Origin of the sequence: Rothia mucilaginosa (assembly GCF_001061665.1) — a bacterium.
Lineage (GTDB): Bacteria > Actinomycetota > Actinomycetes > Actinomycetales > Micrococcaceae > Rothia > Rothia mucilaginosa_A.
In genome coordinates, this window is sequence record NZ_JVSP01000002.1 from 24785 (window position 1) to 42363 (window position 17579).

At 62.2% G+C, this 17579-nt stretch carries 14 protein-coding genes; 11 read left to right on the forward strand and 3 right to left on the reverse strand.

Going from position 1 to position 17579, the window contains the following annotated elements:
• The first annotated feature begins 203 nt into the window (after window positions 1-203).
• The 3 genes from ADJ95_RS00480 (at window position 204) to ADJ95_RS00490 (ending at window position 2975) form a co-directional block, all read left to right on the forward strand.
• Complete coding sequence (locus tag ADJ95_RS00480; protein ID WP_049331485.1) at window positions 204-1076, forward strand: MetQ/NlpA family ABC transporter substrate-binding protein; 873 nt, start codon at window positions 204-206, stop codon at window positions 1074-1076.
• A gap of 144 nt (window positions 1077-1220) precedes the next feature.
• On the forward strand, window positions 1221-2279 hold the full coding sequence (locus tag ADJ95_RS00485; protein WP_049331488.1) for a methionine ABC transporter ATP-binding protein: 1059 nt from the start codon (window positions 1221-1223) through the stop codon (window positions 2277-2279).
• Window positions 2280-2975 carry a methionine ABC transporter permease gene (locus ADJ95_RS00490; RefSeq protein ID WP_005504487.1) on the forward strand — a complete coding sequence of 232 codons (696 nt, stop codon included), beginning with the start codon at window positions 2280-2282 and terminating at the stop codon, window positions 2973-2975.
• Between the two features lie 158 nt (window positions 2976-3133).
• Here ADJ95_RS00490 and ADJ95_RS00495 read toward each other — a convergent pair whose 3' ends face one another.
• From ADJ95_RS00495 to ADJ95_RS00505, 3 genes are all read right to left on the reverse strand, one after another.
• On the reverse strand, window positions 3134-3889 hold the full coding sequence (locus ADJ95_RS00495) for an HAD family hydrolase (RefSeq protein ID WP_049331491.1): 756 nt from the start codon (window positions 3887-3889) through the stop codon (window positions 3134-3136).
• Window positions 3890-4061: 172 nt separating this feature from the next.
• Window positions 4062-5480 carry an FtsX-like permease family protein gene (locus ADJ95_RS00500; protein ID WP_049331492.1) on the reverse strand — a complete coding sequence of 473 codons (1419 nt, stop codon included), beginning with the start codon at window positions 5478-5480 and terminating at the stop codon, window positions 4062-4064.
• Window positions 5480-6445: an ABC transporter ATP-binding protein gene (locus tag ADJ95_RS00505; RefSeq protein ID WP_049331495.1), complete on the reverse strand. Its 966-nt coding sequence runs from the start codon at window positions 6443-6445 to the stop codon at window positions 5480-5482. Before ADJ95_RS00505 ends, ADJ95_RS00500 begins: the two co-directional genes overlap by 1 nt.
• Before the next feature lie 239 nt (window positions 6446-6684).
• On the opposite strand from ADJ95_RS00505, the gene ADJ95_RS00510 reads away from it, so the two are divergent.
• The 8 genes from ADJ95_RS00510 (at window position 6685) to ADJ95_RS00545 (ending at window position 17531) form a co-directional block, all read left to right on the forward strand.
• Window positions 6685-7971 (forward strand): histidine phosphatase family protein, encoded by a 1287-nt coding sequence (locus tag ADJ95_RS00510; RefSeq protein WP_049331497.1) that lies wholly within the window; start codon window positions 6685-6687, stop codon window positions 7969-7971.
• On the forward strand, window positions 7961-8509 hold the full coding sequence (locus tag ADJ95_RS00515; RefSeq protein ID WP_239662739.1) for a VanZ family protein: 549 nt from the start codon (window positions 7961-7963) through the stop codon (window positions 8507-8509). The genes ADJ95_RS00510 and ADJ95_RS00515 overlap by 11 nt, the downstream gene beginning before the upstream one ends.
• 341 nt (window positions 8510-8850) lie before the next feature.
• Window positions 8851-9642 carry a DeoR/GlpR family DNA-binding transcription regulator gene (locus ADJ95_RS00520; protein ID WP_049331499.1) on the forward strand — a complete coding sequence of 264 codons (792 nt, stop codon included), beginning with the start codon at window positions 8851-8853 and terminating at the stop codon, window positions 9640-9642.
• Window positions 9642-10592, forward strand: coding sequence for a 1-phosphofructokinase family hexose kinase (locus tag ADJ95_RS00525; RefSeq protein ID WP_049331502.1), 951 nt, complete (start codon window positions 9642-9644; stop codon window positions 10590-10592). Before ADJ95_RS00520 ends, ADJ95_RS00525 begins: the two co-directional genes overlap by 1 nt.
• A gap of 134 nt (window positions 10593-10726) precedes the next feature.
• On the forward strand, window positions 10727-12742 hold the full coding sequence (locus ADJ95_RS00530) for a PTS fructose transporter subunit IIABC (RefSeq protein ID WP_049331504.1): 2016 nt from the start codon (window positions 10727-10729) through the stop codon (window positions 12740-12742).
• A gap of 98 nt (window positions 12743-12840) precedes the next feature.
• On the forward strand, window positions 12841-14535 hold the full coding sequence (gene ptsP / locus ADJ95_RS00535; protein WP_049331506.1) for a phosphoenolpyruvate--protein phosphotransferase: 1695 nt from the start codon (window positions 12841-12843) through the stop codon (window positions 14533-14535).
• A 240-nt stretch (window positions 14536-14775) separates the two neighbouring features.
• Window positions 14776-15054, forward strand: coding sequence for an HPr family phosphocarrier protein (locus tag ADJ95_RS00540; protein ID WP_005504506.1), 279 nt, complete (start codon window positions 14776-14778; stop codon window positions 15052-15054).
• A gap of 266 nt (window positions 15055-15320) precedes the next feature.
• Window positions 15321-17531, forward strand: a complete 2211-nt coding sequence (locus ADJ95_RS00545; RefSeq protein WP_049331509.1) for a threonine/serine ThrE exporter family protein — start codon at window positions 15321-15323, stop codon at window positions 17529-17531.
• Window positions 17532-17579: the final 48 nt, after the last annotated feature.

A 17579-nucleotide genomic window follows, 5' to 3' on the forward strand; every position in this document is an offset into this window, starting at 1 on the left:
CGGAATTGGCAAATAATCATCGTGTGACGAAATATGACGAAATATGACGAGCTTGACGTTCTGTGTCTCATGATTGACCCTTAACTTCCACCGCCGCCCCTGTGCGTGCTGTAATTGTCCCATCATCATTCGCATCGGCTTGTCGGCGCTCTATGCCCGTACCCGGTGAAGCACGTCATCATTCAACAGAAAGATTCATAGCCGTGAAGAAGTTTGCCGCTGCTCTTGCAGTCGTCCCCATGATTTTCAGCATGGCCGCTTGCGGTTCCACCTCGAACTCCTCCGCCTCCAAGAAGGTCACCATCGGTGTGGTTGGCTCCGAGAAGTTCAACAAGACCCTGAAGGAAGAAGCTAAGAAGCAGGGTATCGACATCGAGTTCAAGGAGTTCAGCGCTTACACCGAGCCGAACCCCGCTCTGGACGCCGGTGACATTGACATGAACCGCTTCCAGCACATCGCCTACCTGTCGAACTACAACGTCAGCGCCAACAAGGACCTGCAGATCGTGGGCCCGACCGTCATCTACCCGATGGCTCTGTTCTCCAAGAAGCACACCAAGCTGGCCGACATCCCCCAGGGTGGCGAGATCGTGATCCCGAACGACACCGTGAACGAGGCACGCGCGCTGAAGCTGCTGAAGACCAACGGTCTGGTCACCTTCAAGAACGCTGACGTAGACGCCCCCACCATCGACGATGTTGACACCGCTAACTCCAAGGTGAAGGTCACCCCCGTCGACGCAACCCAGACCGTGGTTGGCATGGAGTCCGCTGACGGCGCAGTCGTCAACAACGACTTCCTCAAGGACGCAGGCCTGAAGCCCGCGGACGCACTGGCTCAGGACGACCCCAAGACCGACCCCTCGGCCATCAAGTACGTGAACCTCTTCGTCGCCCAGAAAGACAAGGCTGACGACGAGACCTACAAGAAGATCGTTGAAATCTTCCACACCAAGCCCGTCATGGATGCTGTTCAGGAAGAGACCCGCGGCACCGCCGTTGAGGTCAACGTGAGCACCGACGAGCTGCGTCAGTCCCTGGCCAATGAAGAGGCCAAGCTGCGCGCCAAGAAGTAATCTCCTGACAACACGCCTCTCGTAGGCACACGTAAGGCGGTAAGCCCGGGCACCCGATGCGGGTTAGAAGGGCTTACCGTCCTTTGCGTACCGGCGCCAAGTCCCTCGGCGTCCCAACCACGACATTTAACGGATACAAATACTATGAGTGAACAGCTAGAAGAGGTCGTAGAAGGCCTCCCCCAGCCCATGGTGATTCTGGACGGCGTGTCCAAAGTCTTCGGTAACGGCCCCAAGGCTGTCCCCGCCGTGGACAACGTCTCCCTCACCATCAACCGCGGTGAAATCTTCGCGATTATCGGCTACTCCGGTGCCGGTAAGTCCACCCTGGTGCGCCTCATCAACGGCCTGGAAAAGACCACGAGCGGCACGCTAATCGTGGACGATTTCGAAATCTCCGGCAAGCGCGACTCCGAGCTGCGCGAGGCCCGCACGAACATCGGCATGATTTTCCAGCAGTTCAACCTCATGAACTCCCGCACCGTGCTCGGTAACGTTGAGTTTCCCCTCAAGGTGGCCGGTTGGCCCAAGGCCAAGCGCCGCGAACGCGCCCTGGAGATGCTGGAATTCGTGGGTCTGAGCGACCGCGCCGACCACTACCCGAACCAGCTTTCGGGCGGTCAGAAGCAGCGCGTGGGTATCGCCCGCGCGCTTGCGACCAACCCCTCGCTGCTGCTGGCTGACGAAGCCACCAGCGCCCTGGACCCCGAAACCACCCATGAGGTGCTCGCCCTTCTCAAGCGCGTGAACCGCGACCTGGGTATCACCGTCGTGGTCATCACCCACGAGATGGATGTCGTGGCCAGCATCGCCGACCGCGTGGCGGTCATGGAGTCCGGCCGCGTGGTGGAAGAAGGAACCGTCTACGACGTCTTCTCTAACCCGCAGACCGATGTGGCGAAGCTCTTCGTGGCGACCACCGTCAAGCTGGCCCCCACCGGCCAGGAGGCGGAGGATCTGCGCGCATCGCACCGAGGCTACCTGGTCAACGTCGAAATCGTGGAGGGCAATCAGGAGCTCGGCAAGGTGCTGTCCTACCTGGGTGCCCGCAACGTCCGTTTCAACATCGTGGGCGGCGGTATCGAGACCCTGCAGGGCAAAGCCTACGGTACCCTCACCCTGGAACTCCTCGGCGAAATCACCAGTATTGATGCCGCCGTTGCCGAACTGAAGACCGTTGCCCGCGTGCAGGAGGTGCGCTAAATGTTTGCTACTACTCTTCCGCTGGCCGCTTCGAAGACCGACTGGGGCGAGTTTCTGCCCGAGAAGCTTATTCCGGCTATCGGCGACACCTTCTACATGGTGTCCATCACCATGCTCTGCGCCGGTCTGGTCGGCCTGATTGTGGGTGCCCTGCTGTACACCACCCGCGCCGGTAATATCTTCCAGAACCGCTTCGTGTACACGGTCCTGAACATTCTGGTGAACATCATTCGCCCGATTCCGTTCATCATCCTGATTGCGGCCCTGGGCCCGCTGACCAGCGCCGTGGTGGGTACCCGCCTGGGCGTGAATGCCGCGGTCTTTGCGATGAGCTTCGGCGCTGCGTTCGCTATCGCCCGCATCGTGGAGCAGAACATGGTCTCCATCGATCCCGGCGTGATTGAGGCGGCCCGCGCTATGGGCGCCTCGAAGCTGACCATCCTGTTCACCGTGATGATTCCCGAGGCGCTCGGCCCGCTGATCCTGGGCTACACCTTCCTCGTCATCGGCGTGGTGGATATGTCTGCAATGGCCGGTTACGTGGGCGCCGGTGGCCTGGGTAAGATCGCGATCGTGGACGGCTACCAGCGCTTCAACGACGAGATCACCTGGGCCGTTGTGGCGATTATTATCATCCTGGTCCAGCTGGTTCAGTTCATCGGTAATGCACTGGCCAAGAAGGTTATGCGCCGATAGGCTCGTGCCGCTATAGGCGCAGTTGATAAGGCATAGAAGACCCCCGGTCTGCTCTTGACGAGCGGGCCGGGGGTCTTTCTTGATGCTGCCTATTAGGTGAGGCGGTGGCGTGGTGAGGCGTCTGCGGTACGTGCTTAGCCCTGCGCCGCCTCAGACTGCTATGCCTCAGACTGCTGCGCCGCCTCAAGCTTGGCGATCCAGGTGCGTGCCGCCTCCCAGAGCTGCGGGTCATTGAACGAATCGAAGCGCCCAAAACCGGCCGGTGCCTTTGCCGGGTCGGTGCCTTCCGGAACGTAAATCATGACCTTTGTACCGGCGTCACGTGCCGCCTGCGCGCCCGCGGGGGAGTCCTCGAATGCCAGCGCCTCGTGACCTTCAAAGCCGAGGCGACGTGCCGCCTCCAGGTACATGTCCGGGGCGGGCTTACCGGCCGGAACGTCGTTACTGCTGACCCAGGTGCGCACCAGCGGGGCGTAACCGTAGCTTTCCATTTTCAGGGTCAGAATGTTCGCGGTGGAGTTCGACGCCACCGCAACCGGCATGTGCTCGCTCAGGAAGCCCAGGAACTTCTGCGCACCCTCAATCAGGTCCACGCCGGAGCTGATGACCTCGTGCTCGGTGGTGAGCAGATCCTTCATCACGCGTTCATGGTGTTCGGCGTACTCTGCGGAGGCGGTGTCCGGCTTCTGGCCGTTCTGCGCCTCGTAGGAGAGCAGGGCAAGCTCCTGCGCAACGTCGGCTGCCGCCAGGCCGGTGAGGCGGTGCTCGACCTCTTCGGTGAAGGGAACAGACCAGCGGGTGAAAAGCTTACGCTGCACATCGTTCCAGACGGTCTCGGAGTCGAGGAGGATGCCGTCGCAGTCGAAGATAGCGCAGCGGGGGAACCAATCGGAGGGTACGGTGTGTTCAAACATAATGTCAGTCTCTCACAGGGTTTTAGGCTATGGAAGCGGCGGCTCGGTGCGTGAGAAAACATACAGGGTACAAGCCGGGTGGGGATACAAAAGAACGCAGTACAAGCGCGCACATCAAGAAACCCTCCCGCCGCGTCCGGAGAACGCAACGGGAGGGTAGCAGCCGTACAGCTTAGAGAGCGGACACCGGCTTATGAGTCACCTGACGCATAAACGGAATGGTCGCCAACAGGCCCACATAGACCAGCACCAGACCCAGCGCAATAGCGCCGAAGGTCATACCGAACATCTTCGCCAGAACCTCACCGGGAAGACCCTGAGCCGCAATCAACGCCGTCAGCGGCAGACCCAGCAGCGCAGAAATCACGCTGATGAGCACCAGCGGACCGAAGACTACGGTAAGACGTGAAGCCTGCAACAGCCTCGTGGGGGTACCCATCATATTCAGCGAAGAGTACAGCGAACCACGCTCGTAAATGGCGGCGCTCTGGTTCAGCACCGCGGAGAGGGTGACCAGCAGGTACGAGAAGAACAGCATGAGCAGCATACCTTGGAACATGTCCGACATGATGGTCATGAAGGGGCCGGCGGCGGGGCCTACCTCCTTCGCCGTTTTGTTCATCTCACCCGCCAGAATCAGGATGGGGCCGAAGAAGGTCACCAGGAAGGTCGACAGTGCCACACCCGAAACCTGACGCCACGCCCCGCGCGGGGACTCCAGCACCGCACGGTAACCCAGCAGAACCGACGCCTTCTGGGTCATACGTACACGAATCTTTGCGTACGCCCACACCAGGAAGGTACCAATCAGGTCGATAGCAACCATCATCAGCAGACCCGGCAGAGCAATGAAAATCGCTAGGTTCTTAATCGCGCTATCGGCACCGCCGTCCTGGAAGGGTGAGAACATGCTAAAACCCTTCGAGGTCGAAGCCAGAATCATCACGGCAATGACCAGAACAACACCGATACCCAGAGCAATGTAACCGGCGGAACCAGCCTTCGCGCGGGTACGCACACCCAGCGGGCTGATGCTGACCTTCGCCAGACCGAAGAGGGAGCTGAGAGCCGCCAGAACCATACAACCCAGGAAGCAGTAGAAAATCATGCTCACCGGAAGAAGCATATTCTCAGCACCCAGCGGAACGTTCATGAAGTGCAGGGCGCCGAACGGGAAAATCAGCACCAGGTAAAGAAGCAGACCAATAATGAAACCCACAAGGGAGTACACCAGCGCGTCCGCAACAGACAGACCCACAATCAGGGTTGTGGAGGCGCCAATCAGACGCAGGGACGCCAGACGCTCATCACGGCGGCGGGCACTCAAACGAGCAGCCGAAGCGCCCAAGGTAAAGAGCGGAACAATCAGCACCAGAGCGGCAACCCACGCCAAACCCATGTAGAGCTTCTGAATGCCCATCAGGTTGATCATTTCGTGGTCAACGTTGGCGTGCTCAAGCCACGTACTCAGCGCCTGAACACCACCGGCAACCGTCAAAAACAGCGCCGATGAGGCCGCAAAAGCCAGTACGGGAAGAATCGCCTGCGAACTCCATAGGGTTCGCTTGGCGAGCAGAGCATAGATTTGCATTATGCACCTGCCTGAGACTGAGCGTCAGGGTTCTGGGTGCCGTTCTGCGCGGGTACGCCACCCTGGCTATTGCGCTGATCGCTCACGATCTGGCCGTCCTGCAGATACACCACGCGGGAGCACGCGGCAGCCACGTTCGGATCGTGGGTGACCACCAGCAGAGTCTTACCCTGCTGCGGAATCATGGTCAGCAGCAGCGCCATCACCTCGCGCGCGGTCTTCGAATCCAGCGCGCCGGTCGGCTCATCCGCAAAGGTCACGGGGGCGCCGTTCACCTGCGAACGGGCAATAGCCACGCGCTGGGCCTGACCACCGGACATCTCACCCATGCGGCGATCCAGCATCTGGCCCAGACCCAGGCGGTTCAGCAGGTCAGCAGAAATGGCGCGCGCCTGCTGGCGGGGAATACCGGCAATCATCGCGGCGAGGGAGACGTTCTCCTCCGCGGTCAGCTCGGGAACCAGCAGACCCTGCTGGAACACGAAACCAAAAGAGCTAGCGCGCAGGGAGGTGCGCTCGCGCTCGCTGAGGGACTCCACCGCCACCTGACCGGTGGGGGAGTTGAACAGCACGGAACCGGCATCGAGCTTAATAATGCCCGAGAGCGCGTGCAGCAGGGTGGTCTTACCGGAACCGGAAGGACCCATAATCGCCACGGATTCGCCGGGGTAGATATCGAGGCTCACGTTACGCAGAACCGGGTTATTGCCGTAGGACTTGTGCAGGTTGCGGGCAGAAATAATCGCACCGGGCGCGAAGGGCGCCTGCTGCATCTGCTGGGGCATCTGGGGTGCCTGAGCGGGGTAACCCGGCTGGCCCTGATAATACCCCGCCTGGCTCGGCTGACCCGGCTGGGTGGAGTACTGGCCCGCAGGCTGCGCCGCCTGCGGAGGGGTCATCGAGTACGGGTTCTGGGACGTGGGAGCCTGGAACTGCGGGTTCTGGGGTTGAGGATTCTGCGTCATAGCAACCTTCATCGGATATGAACTAACGGAAGTACCCGTCTATCATCTCAGCTTCTCGGCGGCTCGGCCCTCCATCTGAGGGCTGAAAAATATGGGAATACGCTGAGAAAAAGGGCCGACGCGGCGCGGGAGGGAGCTATTCGCCTCGTCCTCCGGTATGAGGTCGGCACCGCGGGCGGCGTGCAGGCGGTGTAGCTTCGACCCCTTGAACTCGCGGAGACGAGTGGGATACTAGAAGGATGACCGACGCACAGAACACCCCCATCATCACCCCCGTCGCGCCCGAACCGCACGGAACCCGCATCATTCTTATGCGCCACGGGCAGACCGATTGGAACATCGACCACCGTTTCCAGGGCGGCACCGACATTCCCCTCAACGACACCGGCCGCGACCAGGTGCGCACCGCCATCGACGCGCTGAAGCAGGCCCGTGACGAAGGCACCGTCGTCGACCTGGTGCTCTCCTCGCCCCTGAGCCGCGCGGCCGAAAGCGCCGAGATTGTGGCCGAAGGCCTGAACGTGCCCTACCGGGGTGCCGTGGCCGGGTTCCAGGAGCGCTCCTTCGGCGAGCTGGAGGGGCAAATCGCCACTCGCGAGCTGGTGCTCGCCTCCCGCGAATCCGGTGAGGAGTACGGCGTGGAACCCACGGAGGAATTCGTCGCCCGCGGCCTGGCGGCCCTGAACCGCGTGCGCCGCGAGTACGACGGCAAGACCGTGCTGGTGGCAACCCACGGCATGTTCATCGCGCTGATGATGAACGCCCTGCTGGGGGAGCGCCCCGACTGCCTCACCGAGGAGGGTTTCTACCCGATTCCCGTCAACGCCTCCCTGACCGAGGTGCCCCTGCAGTACCTGGACAGCACCATCGACCGCCTGCTCGTGCATCAGAACGAACCCGACCTGGGAGCTGAGCCCCTGCCCGCCGGCGCCGAGAACACCTCCCTCACCCTGATTCGTCACGGCCAGACCGACTGGAACAAGGTGAACCTCATGCAGGGCGTCACGGACATTCCGCTCAACGACACCGGTCGCGAGCAGGCACGCACCACCGGCAAGAAGCTGGCGGAGATGGGCCTGGACTTTACGGTGCTGGTGTCTTCGCCGCTGTCCCGCGCCCACGAGACCGCGCAGCTGGTCGGCGAGCACTTCGACCTGCAGGTGGACAAGACCTACCCCGAGCTGGTCGAGCGCGCTTACGGTGACGGCGAGGGCCTGGACATTCCCGCTCCCGAGCGCCGCGCCCCCGAGCGCTACTACCCGAACGTAGAATCCGAGCGTGACCTGTACATCCGCGCGGTACGCGTGCTGCGCCAGATTGTGCGGGACTACGCGGAGCGAGGCGGAGAACAGAAGATTATCGCCGTCAGCCACGGTAGCCTGATTCGCCGCGCGCTCTCCGCCGCCGCGGGTGAGGAGTGGACCGTAACCGTGCCGAACGCCGAGCCGCTGATGGTGGACGTCCCCGGCCTCTTCGCGTGGGACTCCTCACGATACACCGACGAGGTGGGGCGCATTGTCTGGTAGCGCGCGCCCCGCGGGCGAAGTCCTTGAGCGTCCGGCGCAGGGGACATCCGTTGCGCCCGAGGGGGCAGCTGAGTCCTCGGCGCGTCCCCTCTCCCGGGGGATGCGCGTGCTCCGCGGCGCCCTCTGGGCCCTTACCGCACTGTACTGCCTGGTCGTGGCGAGCATCGTGTTCGCCCCCGTCCACGTGGACGACAACGAGATGGGTGGCCGCCTCGCAGCCCTGCTGGATGCGGGCCACGCCGCCGGCTGGCTACCCGAGTTTGTGACCTACTCCAGCATCGAGCAGCTCTCAAACGTCATCATGTTTGTGCCCGGAGGCTTCCTCTTCGCCCTGCTCCTGGGACCGTCTGCGCGACGCCATGTGCTGTACGCCGGGTTCGTGGTGAGCGCGTGCATCGAGACGATTCAAAGCTTCATGCCTAACCGCACGGGGGATTTCGTGGATGTGCTCATGAACGGTACGGGTGCCCTGCTGGGAGCGGCCTGCGCTTTCTGGATGCACCGGGTGCTCCGCAAACGCCGGGAGCGCCGGGCGTAGGGACCGGCCCGCCGCCCGACCGGTGGACACCGGTGGTCGATGCGTGTGGGCCGCGTTATGTGTGGTCCGCGGAACAAAACCCAACGTATCATCGAGTCAAACAGACATAATCACTCATACGGGGTGGTAAAGGGTGTGGTTTCTGTAGGGAACACAGGGTAATATTCCGGCGAATACGGTGGTTTATATTGACCTACCCACAAAAACCCACATAAAATCAAGTATGATAATGGATGTTCTGGGGCGCACTGCGTTTGCTTCCCGCGGGAACGTACCCACACTGAGAACACGCCATAGATACGCACAGATTTCCTACCCACTACCGAAAGAACACCGAATTTATGTTCGCAGAAGAACGCCGTGCCGAAATTGCAAAGCTCGTTGCCTCCGCACGCCGCGTGAACGGCGCAGACCTTGCGCGCCGATACGATGTGACCATGGAGACCGTGCGCCGTGACCTTGCCGCCCTGGAAGAGGCCGGCAAGCTTCGCCGCGTCCACGGTGGCGCGGTGACCATCGAGCAGTCCACCTCTCTGGAATCGTCTATTTCCTCCCGCCAGGGCATGAACACCCCGGAGAAGCGTCGCATCGCTACCAAGGCGTACCAGATGCTACGCGATTCTGAGTCGGGTTCCATCGTGCTGGACGCGGGTTCCACCATCGAGATTCTCGCCGACCACATCGGCGCCGAGAACTTCAGCCTTAAGACCGGCAACGACCGCATCATCATCACCCACGCACTGCATATTGCAGTTAAGCTCGCCGAGGCCGAGGGCGTAACCCTCGAGCTGGTGGGCGGTCAGCTGCGTAAGATGACCTGGGCCGCCGTCGGCGCCCGCGCGGCCGAGCACTTCGGCACGATGCGCCCCGATATTGCGTTTATCGGTGCCAACGGCATCGAGCCGCACTTTGGCATCTCCACTCCCGGCATGAACGAGGCAATCGTTAAGACTGCAATCTGCAAGTCCGCCCGTCGCGTGGTCCTGCTCTGTGACTCCGCGAAGTTTGGCCAGGAGTCCCTGGTCCGCTTCGCTGGATTTGAGGATATTGACACCCTCATTACCGATCGCGAGCCCGAGGGCGCCCTTCGCCAGGCGCTCGAGGCCGCCAATGTTGAGATTGTGATTGCCTAATGATTATTACTCTGACCGCCAACCCCAGCCTGGACCGCACGATTGAGCTCGGCGCGCCCCTGGCCCACGGCGCCGTGCAGCGTGCTGTCGGTGCCGTACAGGATCCGGGCGGCAAGGGCGTGAATATTTCTCGCGCGCTGCAGGTTTCCGGTGTTCCGACCGTGGCTATTGTGCCCGGCGAGTCCACCGACCCGGTGCTGACCGCTCTGTCTGCGGTGGATGTCGAGTTTGCGAACCTGCCGACCGGTGAGCCGATTCGCTCGAACATCACCGTGGTGGACCCCGATGGTACCACCACCAAGCTGAATGCTCCCGGCACCCACTTTGATGCGCAGCTGCGCGAGAAGCTGGACGCCCTGGTGGTTGAGCGTTCCAAGGGAGCCGAATGGGTGGTCCTGGCTGGCTCTCTTCCGCCGGGTCTGGAGCCCGCCTATTACTCCGAGCTGGTGGCGGCCCTACGCGCCTCCGGTTACACGGGCAAGATTGCTATTGATACTTCTGAGGCGCCGCTGATTGCGACCGTTGCGGGTGAGCACAAGCCCACGCTGATTAAGCCCAACTCCGAGGAGCTAGCCCAGCTGACCGGTAGCGATAATTGGGAGGAGCTGGAGGCCAGCCCCGAGCTGACCGCCCGCACCGCTCAGAAGCTGCTTGGCGACGGCATCGAGTACGTGTTGGCCACCCTGGGCGGCGGCGGCGCGGTGCTCGTGACCGAGGAAGGTATCTGGCACGCCGTGCACGAGCCGATTCAGGTGCGTAGCACTGTGGGTGCCGGTGACTCTTCGCTCTCGGGCTTCTTGATTGCGCACACTCGCGGTGCGGATGCGCCCGGTTGCCTGGTTCAGGCGGTGGCCCACGGTTCTGCCGCAGCGGCCCTGCCCGGTACCCGTATGCCCTCGCTGGATCAGACCACCCCCGAGAAGGTTACTGTCCGTCAGATTCAGCTCTGATGAGGAGCGAAGCACCACCGACGTAAATATTCTAATTTGAGAATATTTGTCCAAGGCTCTGCACACACTTAAAACACAGGAGGAGGGCGTTCCCGCCGGAGCATCCCGCCTCCACTCCAACCCGAGGAGAGAACATGTCCGATCTGATCACCGCGGATCTCGTCCTACTGGACGAGAATCTCGGCGACACCCGATTCGACGTCATCGCCAAGCTTGCCGAAGCTGTCGTCAAGGCCGGCCGCGCGACCGACTTCGAGCAGCTCTACGCGGCTGCCGAGGCTCGCGAGTCCAAGACCGACACCGGTATTCCCGGCGGCATTGCCATCCCGCACTGCCGCAGCGCCGCTGTCACCGAGCCGACCCTGGCCATGGCACGCCCCAACCCCGCCGTTTCGTTCGGCGCTAAGGACGGCCCCGCCGACCTGATTTTCTTCATCGCTGCACCCGACGGTGCCGACCAGGCCCACCTGAAGCTGCTGTCGACCCTGGCACGCTCCCTCATGAAGAAGAGCTTCACCGCCGCCCTGCGTGAGGCTTCGTCTGCCGATGAGGTCGTGGACCTGGTGAACGGTGCGCTGGGCGTGGGCGAGAAGAAGGCGGAGGCTAAGCCCGCCGAGGCTGCGCACGCCGCCCCCGCCGCTGCCGAGAAGGAAGCCCCGAAGGCTTCTGAAAGCGCGCCGGCCGTGAAGAAGATTGTCGCGGTGACCGCGTGCCCCACCGGTATCGCCCACACCTACATGGCCGCCGACGCCCTCAAGTACGCCGCCGAGGAACTCGGCTACGACCTGAAGGTTGAGACCCAGGGCTCCTCGGGCAACGAAACCCTGAGCCAGTCCGATATTGACGCCGCCGACGCCGTGATTTTTGCCGTGTCGGTGAACGTGCGTGACCGCAACCGCTTCGCCGGTAAGCCCTTCGTGGAGTCCCCCGTCAAGCGCGGTATCGACGAGCCGAAGGAAATGATCGCTGAGGCCTTGGCCGAGGCCGAGAACCCGAACGGTGCCCGCGTGGCCGCCGCCGCATCCACCTCCGATGACAGCGCCGGCGCTTCCGAGGGTGCCTGGGGCTCGCGCATCTACAAGGCCGTGATGACCGGTATCTCCTACATGATTCCGTTCGTCGCCGCCGGCGGTATTCTGGTGGCCCTCGGCTTCGTCTTCGAGGCCATCACCATGCCGAACCTTGGCGACGTGGACACCAAGGCAATTCTGGGTTCGGCAACCCTGTTCAACCTGGGTGACGTGCACTGGACCCTGTACCTGGGTGCCGTGCTGCAGACCATCGGTGGTTTCGGTCTGAGCCTGATGGTTCCGGCTCTTGCCGCGTACATTGCGTACGGTCTGGCTCAGCGTCCCGGTATTGCTCCGGGCTTCATTGCCGGTTCGGTGGCTCTTGCGGTGAACGCGGGCTTCCTCGGCGGTATCGTCGGCGGTATCCTCGCCGGTCTGATTGCGTACGCCCTGGGCACCCTGAAGCTGCCCCGCTGGTTGGGTTCCATGATGCCCGTGGTCATCACTCCGCTCGTGACTTCGCTGGTGACCGGCCTGGCAATGTACCTGCTGCTCGGTGCGCCCCTGGCTTGGGTTATGACCACCCTGCAGAATTGGCTGACCTCCATGTCTGGCGGTTCCGCTCTGCTGCTGGGCCTGATCCTGGGTGCCATGATGGCTTCTGACCTGGGTGGCCCCATCAACAAGGCTGCTTACCTCTTCGCAACCGCCGGCCTGTCCTCGGGTGCGACCGTGAACCAGGAAATCATGGCCGCCGTCATCATCTCGGGTATGGTCCCGCCGCTGGCCATGGCCCTGGCCACCACCCTGCGCCCCAAGCTCTTCAGCGAGGCCGAGCGCGAGAACGGCAAGGCCGCCTGGCTGCTGGGTGCATCCTTCATCTCCGAGGGTGCTATTCCCTTCGCCTCGGCTGATCCAGCCCGTGTCATCCCCTCAACCATTGTGGGTGGTGCCCTCGCCGGTGCCATCTCGATGAGCGCTCACGTGGCCTCTCCGGCACCGCACGGCGGTATCTGGATTATTGGTCTGGCGCAGAACCCGCTGATGTTCTTCGTGGCCGTGCTGGCCGGTACCGTGCTATCGGCTCTGGTGTACGTTGTGCTGAAGTCCATGGGTGCCCGTTCCAAGGCATCCGCCTAAACCGTAGACCTCATCTTCTGATTGACTCGCAACTACAGAGGACAGCGCGAATAGAACGCGTTACACTGTAGAGAACCCACAGATAGGATATGAATCCCATGACTACCTACAAGGGCGTCGGCGTCTACGCCGGTCGCGTGATTGGCCCGGTTCTTCAGATGCCCAAGCCCATTGAAGAGCCCAAGGACGGCCTGCGTCTGAGCGGTGAGACCGCCGAGGCTGCAGCGCAGCGCATCAAGGACGCTTCGGTCCGCGTTAAGGAAGACCTGCTGGCTCGTGCAGAGCACGCTAGCCGTGACGGTAAGGCTGTTCTGAAGTCCACCTCTCAGATGGCTACCGACCGTGCACTCATCAAGAGTGCTATCAAGCTGGTCGAGACCCAGGAGATGGCCCCCGAGCGCGCTATTTGGGAGGCGGCAACCTCCTTCGCTGACCAGATGGCTGCCCTGGGCGGCTACATGGCTGAGCGCGTGACCGACATCCACGACGTTCGTGCCCGCATTGTTGCTGAGCTGACCGGTCAGCAGGCTCCCGGCATCCCCGTTTCTGATGAGCCGTTCATCCTGGCCGCGATCGACCTGGCACCGGCCGACACCGCAACCCTGGACCCCGAGAAGGTTATCGCCCTGATTACCTCTGACGGTGGCCCCCAGGCACACACCGCTATTCTGGCTCGCGGCCTGGGCCTGCCCGCTATTGTGGCGGCCAAGGGCGTGACCGAGATTGCTGACGGCACCATCGTCTACGTGGACTCCAACGAAGGCATCGTTGACACCGAGCCCACCGACGCTGACCGCGAAGCAGCAATCAAGTACGCAAACCGTAAGCCCGTCGCTGACTTTGACGGCCAGGGCGTGCTGGCTGACGGCACTCGCGTTCCGCTGTACGCAAACGTTGGTGACGGCAAGTCCGCTGAAAAGGCTGCAAGCCTGAAGGCTGAGGGTGTTGGCCTGCTCCGCACCGAGTTCGGCTTCCTGGGCCACGACGCTGAGCCCTCCATCGAGACTCAGGCTAAGACCTACAAGTCCGTGTTTGACGCATTCCCCGGCAAGCACATCGTGGTTCGTACCCTGGACGCCGGCGCCGACAAGCCCCTGCCGTTCCTGAACGTGAACCCCGAGGAGAACCCCGCACTGGGTGTCCGCGGTTTCCGTACCGACTGGACCGTGCCGGGCGTTCTGACCCGCCAGCTGCAGGCTATCAAGGCCGCTTCGGAGGATTCCGACGCCGACATTTGGGTTATGGCCCCGATGATTTCGACCACCTCCGAGGCTCGCAACTTCGCGAACATGCTCAAGGAGATTGGCCTGCCCGTTCACGGTGTGATGGTTGAGACCCCCGCAGCCGTGATGAACGCCGAGGCAATCCTGGGCGAGGTGGACTTCGTGTCCATCGGTACCAACGACCTGACCCAGTACACCATGGCGGCTGACCGCCTGCTGGGCGATCTGGCTCACCTGAACAACCCCTGGCAGCCCGCAGTGCTGAAGATGATCAAGATGACCGTTGAGGGTGCTCAGCGTGCATCGGTCACCGCCGGCAAGAAGAAGTACGTGAGCGTCTGTGGTGAGGCTGCGGCCGACCCGGCTCTGGCTGTTGTTCTGATTGGTCTGGGCGTTGATACCCTGTCCATGAACGCCGGCGCTATCCCCGCCGTGGCCGCCGTGCTGAAGTCCGTCACCAAGGAGAAGGCACAGCAGATTGCCGCTATCGCCCTGCAGCAGATTTCCTCTGCCGAGGCGAAGGAGAGCGCACGCAAGGCTCTGCCGATTCTGGACGAGCTGGGCCTCTAATCAAGAGTCGCTAGGGTTCGCGGCTTCCTCACCGTCGGATGGTCGCTGAACCGCTCGGCCCATGAGCCGACACACCTACAATGCCGGGTGCAGAGATTATTTCTGCACCCGGCATTTTTATGTTTGTTAGCGCAGGGCTAACCGGTACAATTTATAGGGTAAGGGCGGGTCCTAACGCGCCCCGTTCATCTAGAATAGGTTCCGAGATTATTTCGGTTCCTGAATCAAAGGAGAAACATAATGGCAGAGCGCGAAGCCACTATCGCAAGCCGTGTCGGCCTGCACGCACGTCCGGCAGCAATTTTCGCTGAGGCAGCTGGCGACCTCCCCGTCGAGGTCACCATCGCAGCTAAGGGCGAGCCCGCCGATGAGGCTATGGATGCAGCATCCATCCTGTCCCTGATGTCCCTGGGCGCAAAGCACGGCGATGTTGTCGTTCTTCGTGCTGAGGGTGAGGGTGCTGAAGAGGCTCTGGACTCGCTGGTTAAGATCCTCGAGACCGACCACGACGCTGAGTAATTAACCTCGGCCCCGGCCGGGTTGCCGTATTCCGTCGCCCACGGGTGCGGAAACGAGCACACAATGCGTAAATATCCCGTCACTGAGGTGGCGGGATATTTTGTTGCCCGCGTTCTTCACCGAGGGGAGGCAGACCGCGAACAGCCGAAGAAAACGGGCCGGGCGCAGGGATGGAGAATTTGATTTCGGGACCTGCTCACGAGGGTGTACCCCTTGCGTCGCTCCCTTGTTAGACTATAGGGGCACTGTCTAAACGGGAGGGGACATTGGCAGAATCGAGGAATACTCCCGCGCCTTCGGAGGTACGAGCCGGAGCGCGGAACGCGTCGCATGCAGGCGAGGCGCAGGCTCAGCCGGGAGAGCCGGATAACACCCGGAATAGCGCCTCGGAAGAGGCCGTCCCCGCGGTCACAGCGGGTTACGTCGCAGGCAAGGGCGGGTTTCCCCTGGTCTCCCTCGATCAGGTTGCTGACGAGCGCCTGCGCCGCGTTCTGGCGCAGCAGAACACCTCCGAAGAGACGGGGACCGTGCAGGCGCACGCCGTGAGCGATGTTCTGCACGACGTAGCCGCGCAGGTTGGTATTCCTACCGTCCCGGACGAGGTATCCGCCCCGCAGGAGGAGCCTGCCGAGCTCGACCACGGTGCCCGTACCCTCATTGACCCGTCCCTCACCCCCGAGGATGAACTGGACGCATACCGCGGCGAAGCGCATCCCGTAACTGCCAGCAACGTGGTGACTGAGGCGGCTCTGACGCGCCCCTCCCAGCCGGTTCCCATGACCGGCATGATTCCTCAGGTTCCGAACTCCCAGGCCGCGCAGCGTTACGGCCTCGATACGGCCTCTGCCGCGGTGCCCAAGACCGGCCCCGTCTCGGTGGCGACGACCGCCGTGCCCCTCGTGGGCCGGAACGTACGAGGAGCGCGAGGCCGCGGTACCGGCGGTCGCTGGGGTACGCGCCACCTACGTTCTTTTGTGCGTACCGAGGAGGCGGCTCCCGGCGCACCGCGCGGTGCCGCTCGCATCGCCCAGCGGCAGTTCGTGCCGACCATTCGTACTCAGGAGCACGAGCGCCGTGAGGCCTTCCGTCGCGAGAAGGAATACGCCCGCGATACCCTGAACTTCACCCTGCGTTTGGCGGAGGCGATGTTCCACTACGGTGCCGACGCTATGGACGTGGACTCGGCCATCATCGCGGTCTCTTCCGCGTACGGGCTGGATTCGGTGGACGTTGATATTACCAACCAGTCGGTGACCATCAACTACACCTCGGACCCGGATATCTACATGGAGTCCCGCATTGCCAAGCGCAACGCGAACGCGGACGAGCGCTTTACCCACACGCTTGTGCGCGTGGTGCGTTCTTCTACGGAGAACTATGAGGCGCTCTCCGAGGTGTACGGCCTGATTTACAAAATTACGCGAGGCGGCATGACCCTTGAGATTGCCGACCTAAAGCTGAGCCAGATTACGCACCGACCCAAGCCCTTCCCGCCGCTGGTCGTGTGGCTGGCAAACCTGGCCTGCGCCGCGACGCTGACCGCGGCGCTGGGTGCGAGCTTCTCCACGGCTCTGAGCGCGGCCATCATCTTTATTCCGGTGTACTTGCTGATTCAGTGGCTAAGCTCAATCGGTATCCCGGCGTTCTTCCGCATGGCAGCCAGCGCGGGCCTGATGACCTTCCTGGCGATTTGGCTGGGTGGCGATGGTTCGATTCTGCAGCGTCCGGGGGAACCGATTTCGGCACCCCTGGTGGTTGCAGCGGGCATGATTATGTTTTTGCCAACCCCCCGCCTGGTGGGTGCCGTGCAGGACGCGATTAACGGTTTCCCGGTGACGGCTGCGGGCCGCTTCGTGTCGACGGGCATGAGCTTCTTGGGCCTGGTGGTCGGCATCGCGACGGCTGTGAGTGCTATTAATATTTTCAATGGCCCGACCCTGGATATTGAGCAGCTGCGCTTCCAACCGACGACCCCGCTCGTTGCGTCGTTTTTCTTCCTGATTGCGACGGCGACCTTCGCGATTACCCTGCAGACGAAGCTGGTGAAGGTTGGGTGGCTGATGCTCATCACCACCTGTGGTCTGGCGGCTTATTACAGCTATGATATTCTGGCCGGCCCGAGCACGGGTCGCGGTCCGACGGCGTGTGCGGCGGTTGTGATTGGTGCGTTGAGTACGTATTTTGCGTACCGACTGCACGTGCCGCAGGCCATCTTTTCGATTCCCGCAATTACGTTCCTGCTGCCGGGTCTGTCGTTCTTCCGCGGCATGTACCTGCTGACGGTTGAGACCGACGTGATTCTGGGTATGCAGAACATGATTACGGCGGCCTCGATTGCGGTGGCGATGGCCTCGGGTGTGGCGCTCGGTAATTACACGATGCAGTATCTGTTGCAGCGTTTCACGAAGCCGCGTAACGTTGAACCTTTGGACGCTGTGGCTCCCGAAGCAGCGGATGCGGAATCCACCCCGGCTTAACATGCCTGACGGGATTATATAGCCAATATAGAATATGCGTGGCGGCCC

Bases quoted from the DNA above. Each gene is read 5' to 3' on its own strand.
- ADJ95_RS00485 (WP_049331488.1), top strand. From the start codon at position 1,221: ATGAGTGAACAGCTAGAAGAGGTCGTAGAAGGCCTCCCCCAGCCCATG.
- ADJ95_RS00490 (WP_005504487.1), top strand. From the start codon at position 2,280: ATGTTTGCTACTACTCTTCCGCTGGCCGCTTCGAAGACCGACTGGGGC.
- ADJ95_RS00495 (WP_049331491.1), bottom strand. From the start codon at position 3,889: ATGTTTGAACACACCGTACCCTCCGATTGGTTCCCCCGCTGCGCTATC.
- ADJ95_RS00500 (WP_049331492.1), bottom strand. From the start codon at position 5,480: ATGCAAATCTATGCTCTGCTCGCCAAGCGAACCCTATGGAGTTCGCAG.
- ADJ95_RS00505 (WP_049331495.1), bottom strand. From the start codon at position 6,445: ATGACGCAGAATCCTCAACCCCAGAACCCGCAGTTCCAGGCTCCCACG.
- ADJ95_RS00510 (WP_049331497.1), top strand. From the start codon at position 6,685: ATGACCGACGCACAGAACACCCCCATCATCACCCCCGTCGCGCCCGAA.
- ADJ95_RS00520 (WP_049331499.1), top strand. From the start codon at position 8,851: ATGTTCGCAGAAGAACGCCGTGCCGAAATTGCAAAGCTCGTTGCCTCC.
- ADJ95_RS00525 (WP_049331502.1), top strand. From the start codon at position 9,642: ATGATTATTACTCTGACCGCCAACCCCAGCCTGGACCGCACGATTGAG.
- ADJ95_RS00530 (WP_049331504.1), top strand. From the start codon at position 10,727: ATGTCCGATCTGATCACCGCGGATCTCGTCCTACTGGACGAGAATCTC.
- ptsP (WP_049331506.1), top strand. From the start codon at position 12,841: ATGACTACCTACAAGGGCGTCGGCGTCTACGCCGGTCGCGTGATTGGC.
- ADJ95_RS00540 (WP_005504506.1), top strand. From the start codon at position 14,776: ATGGCAGAGCGCGAAGCCACTATCGCAAGCCGTGTCGGCCTGCACGCA.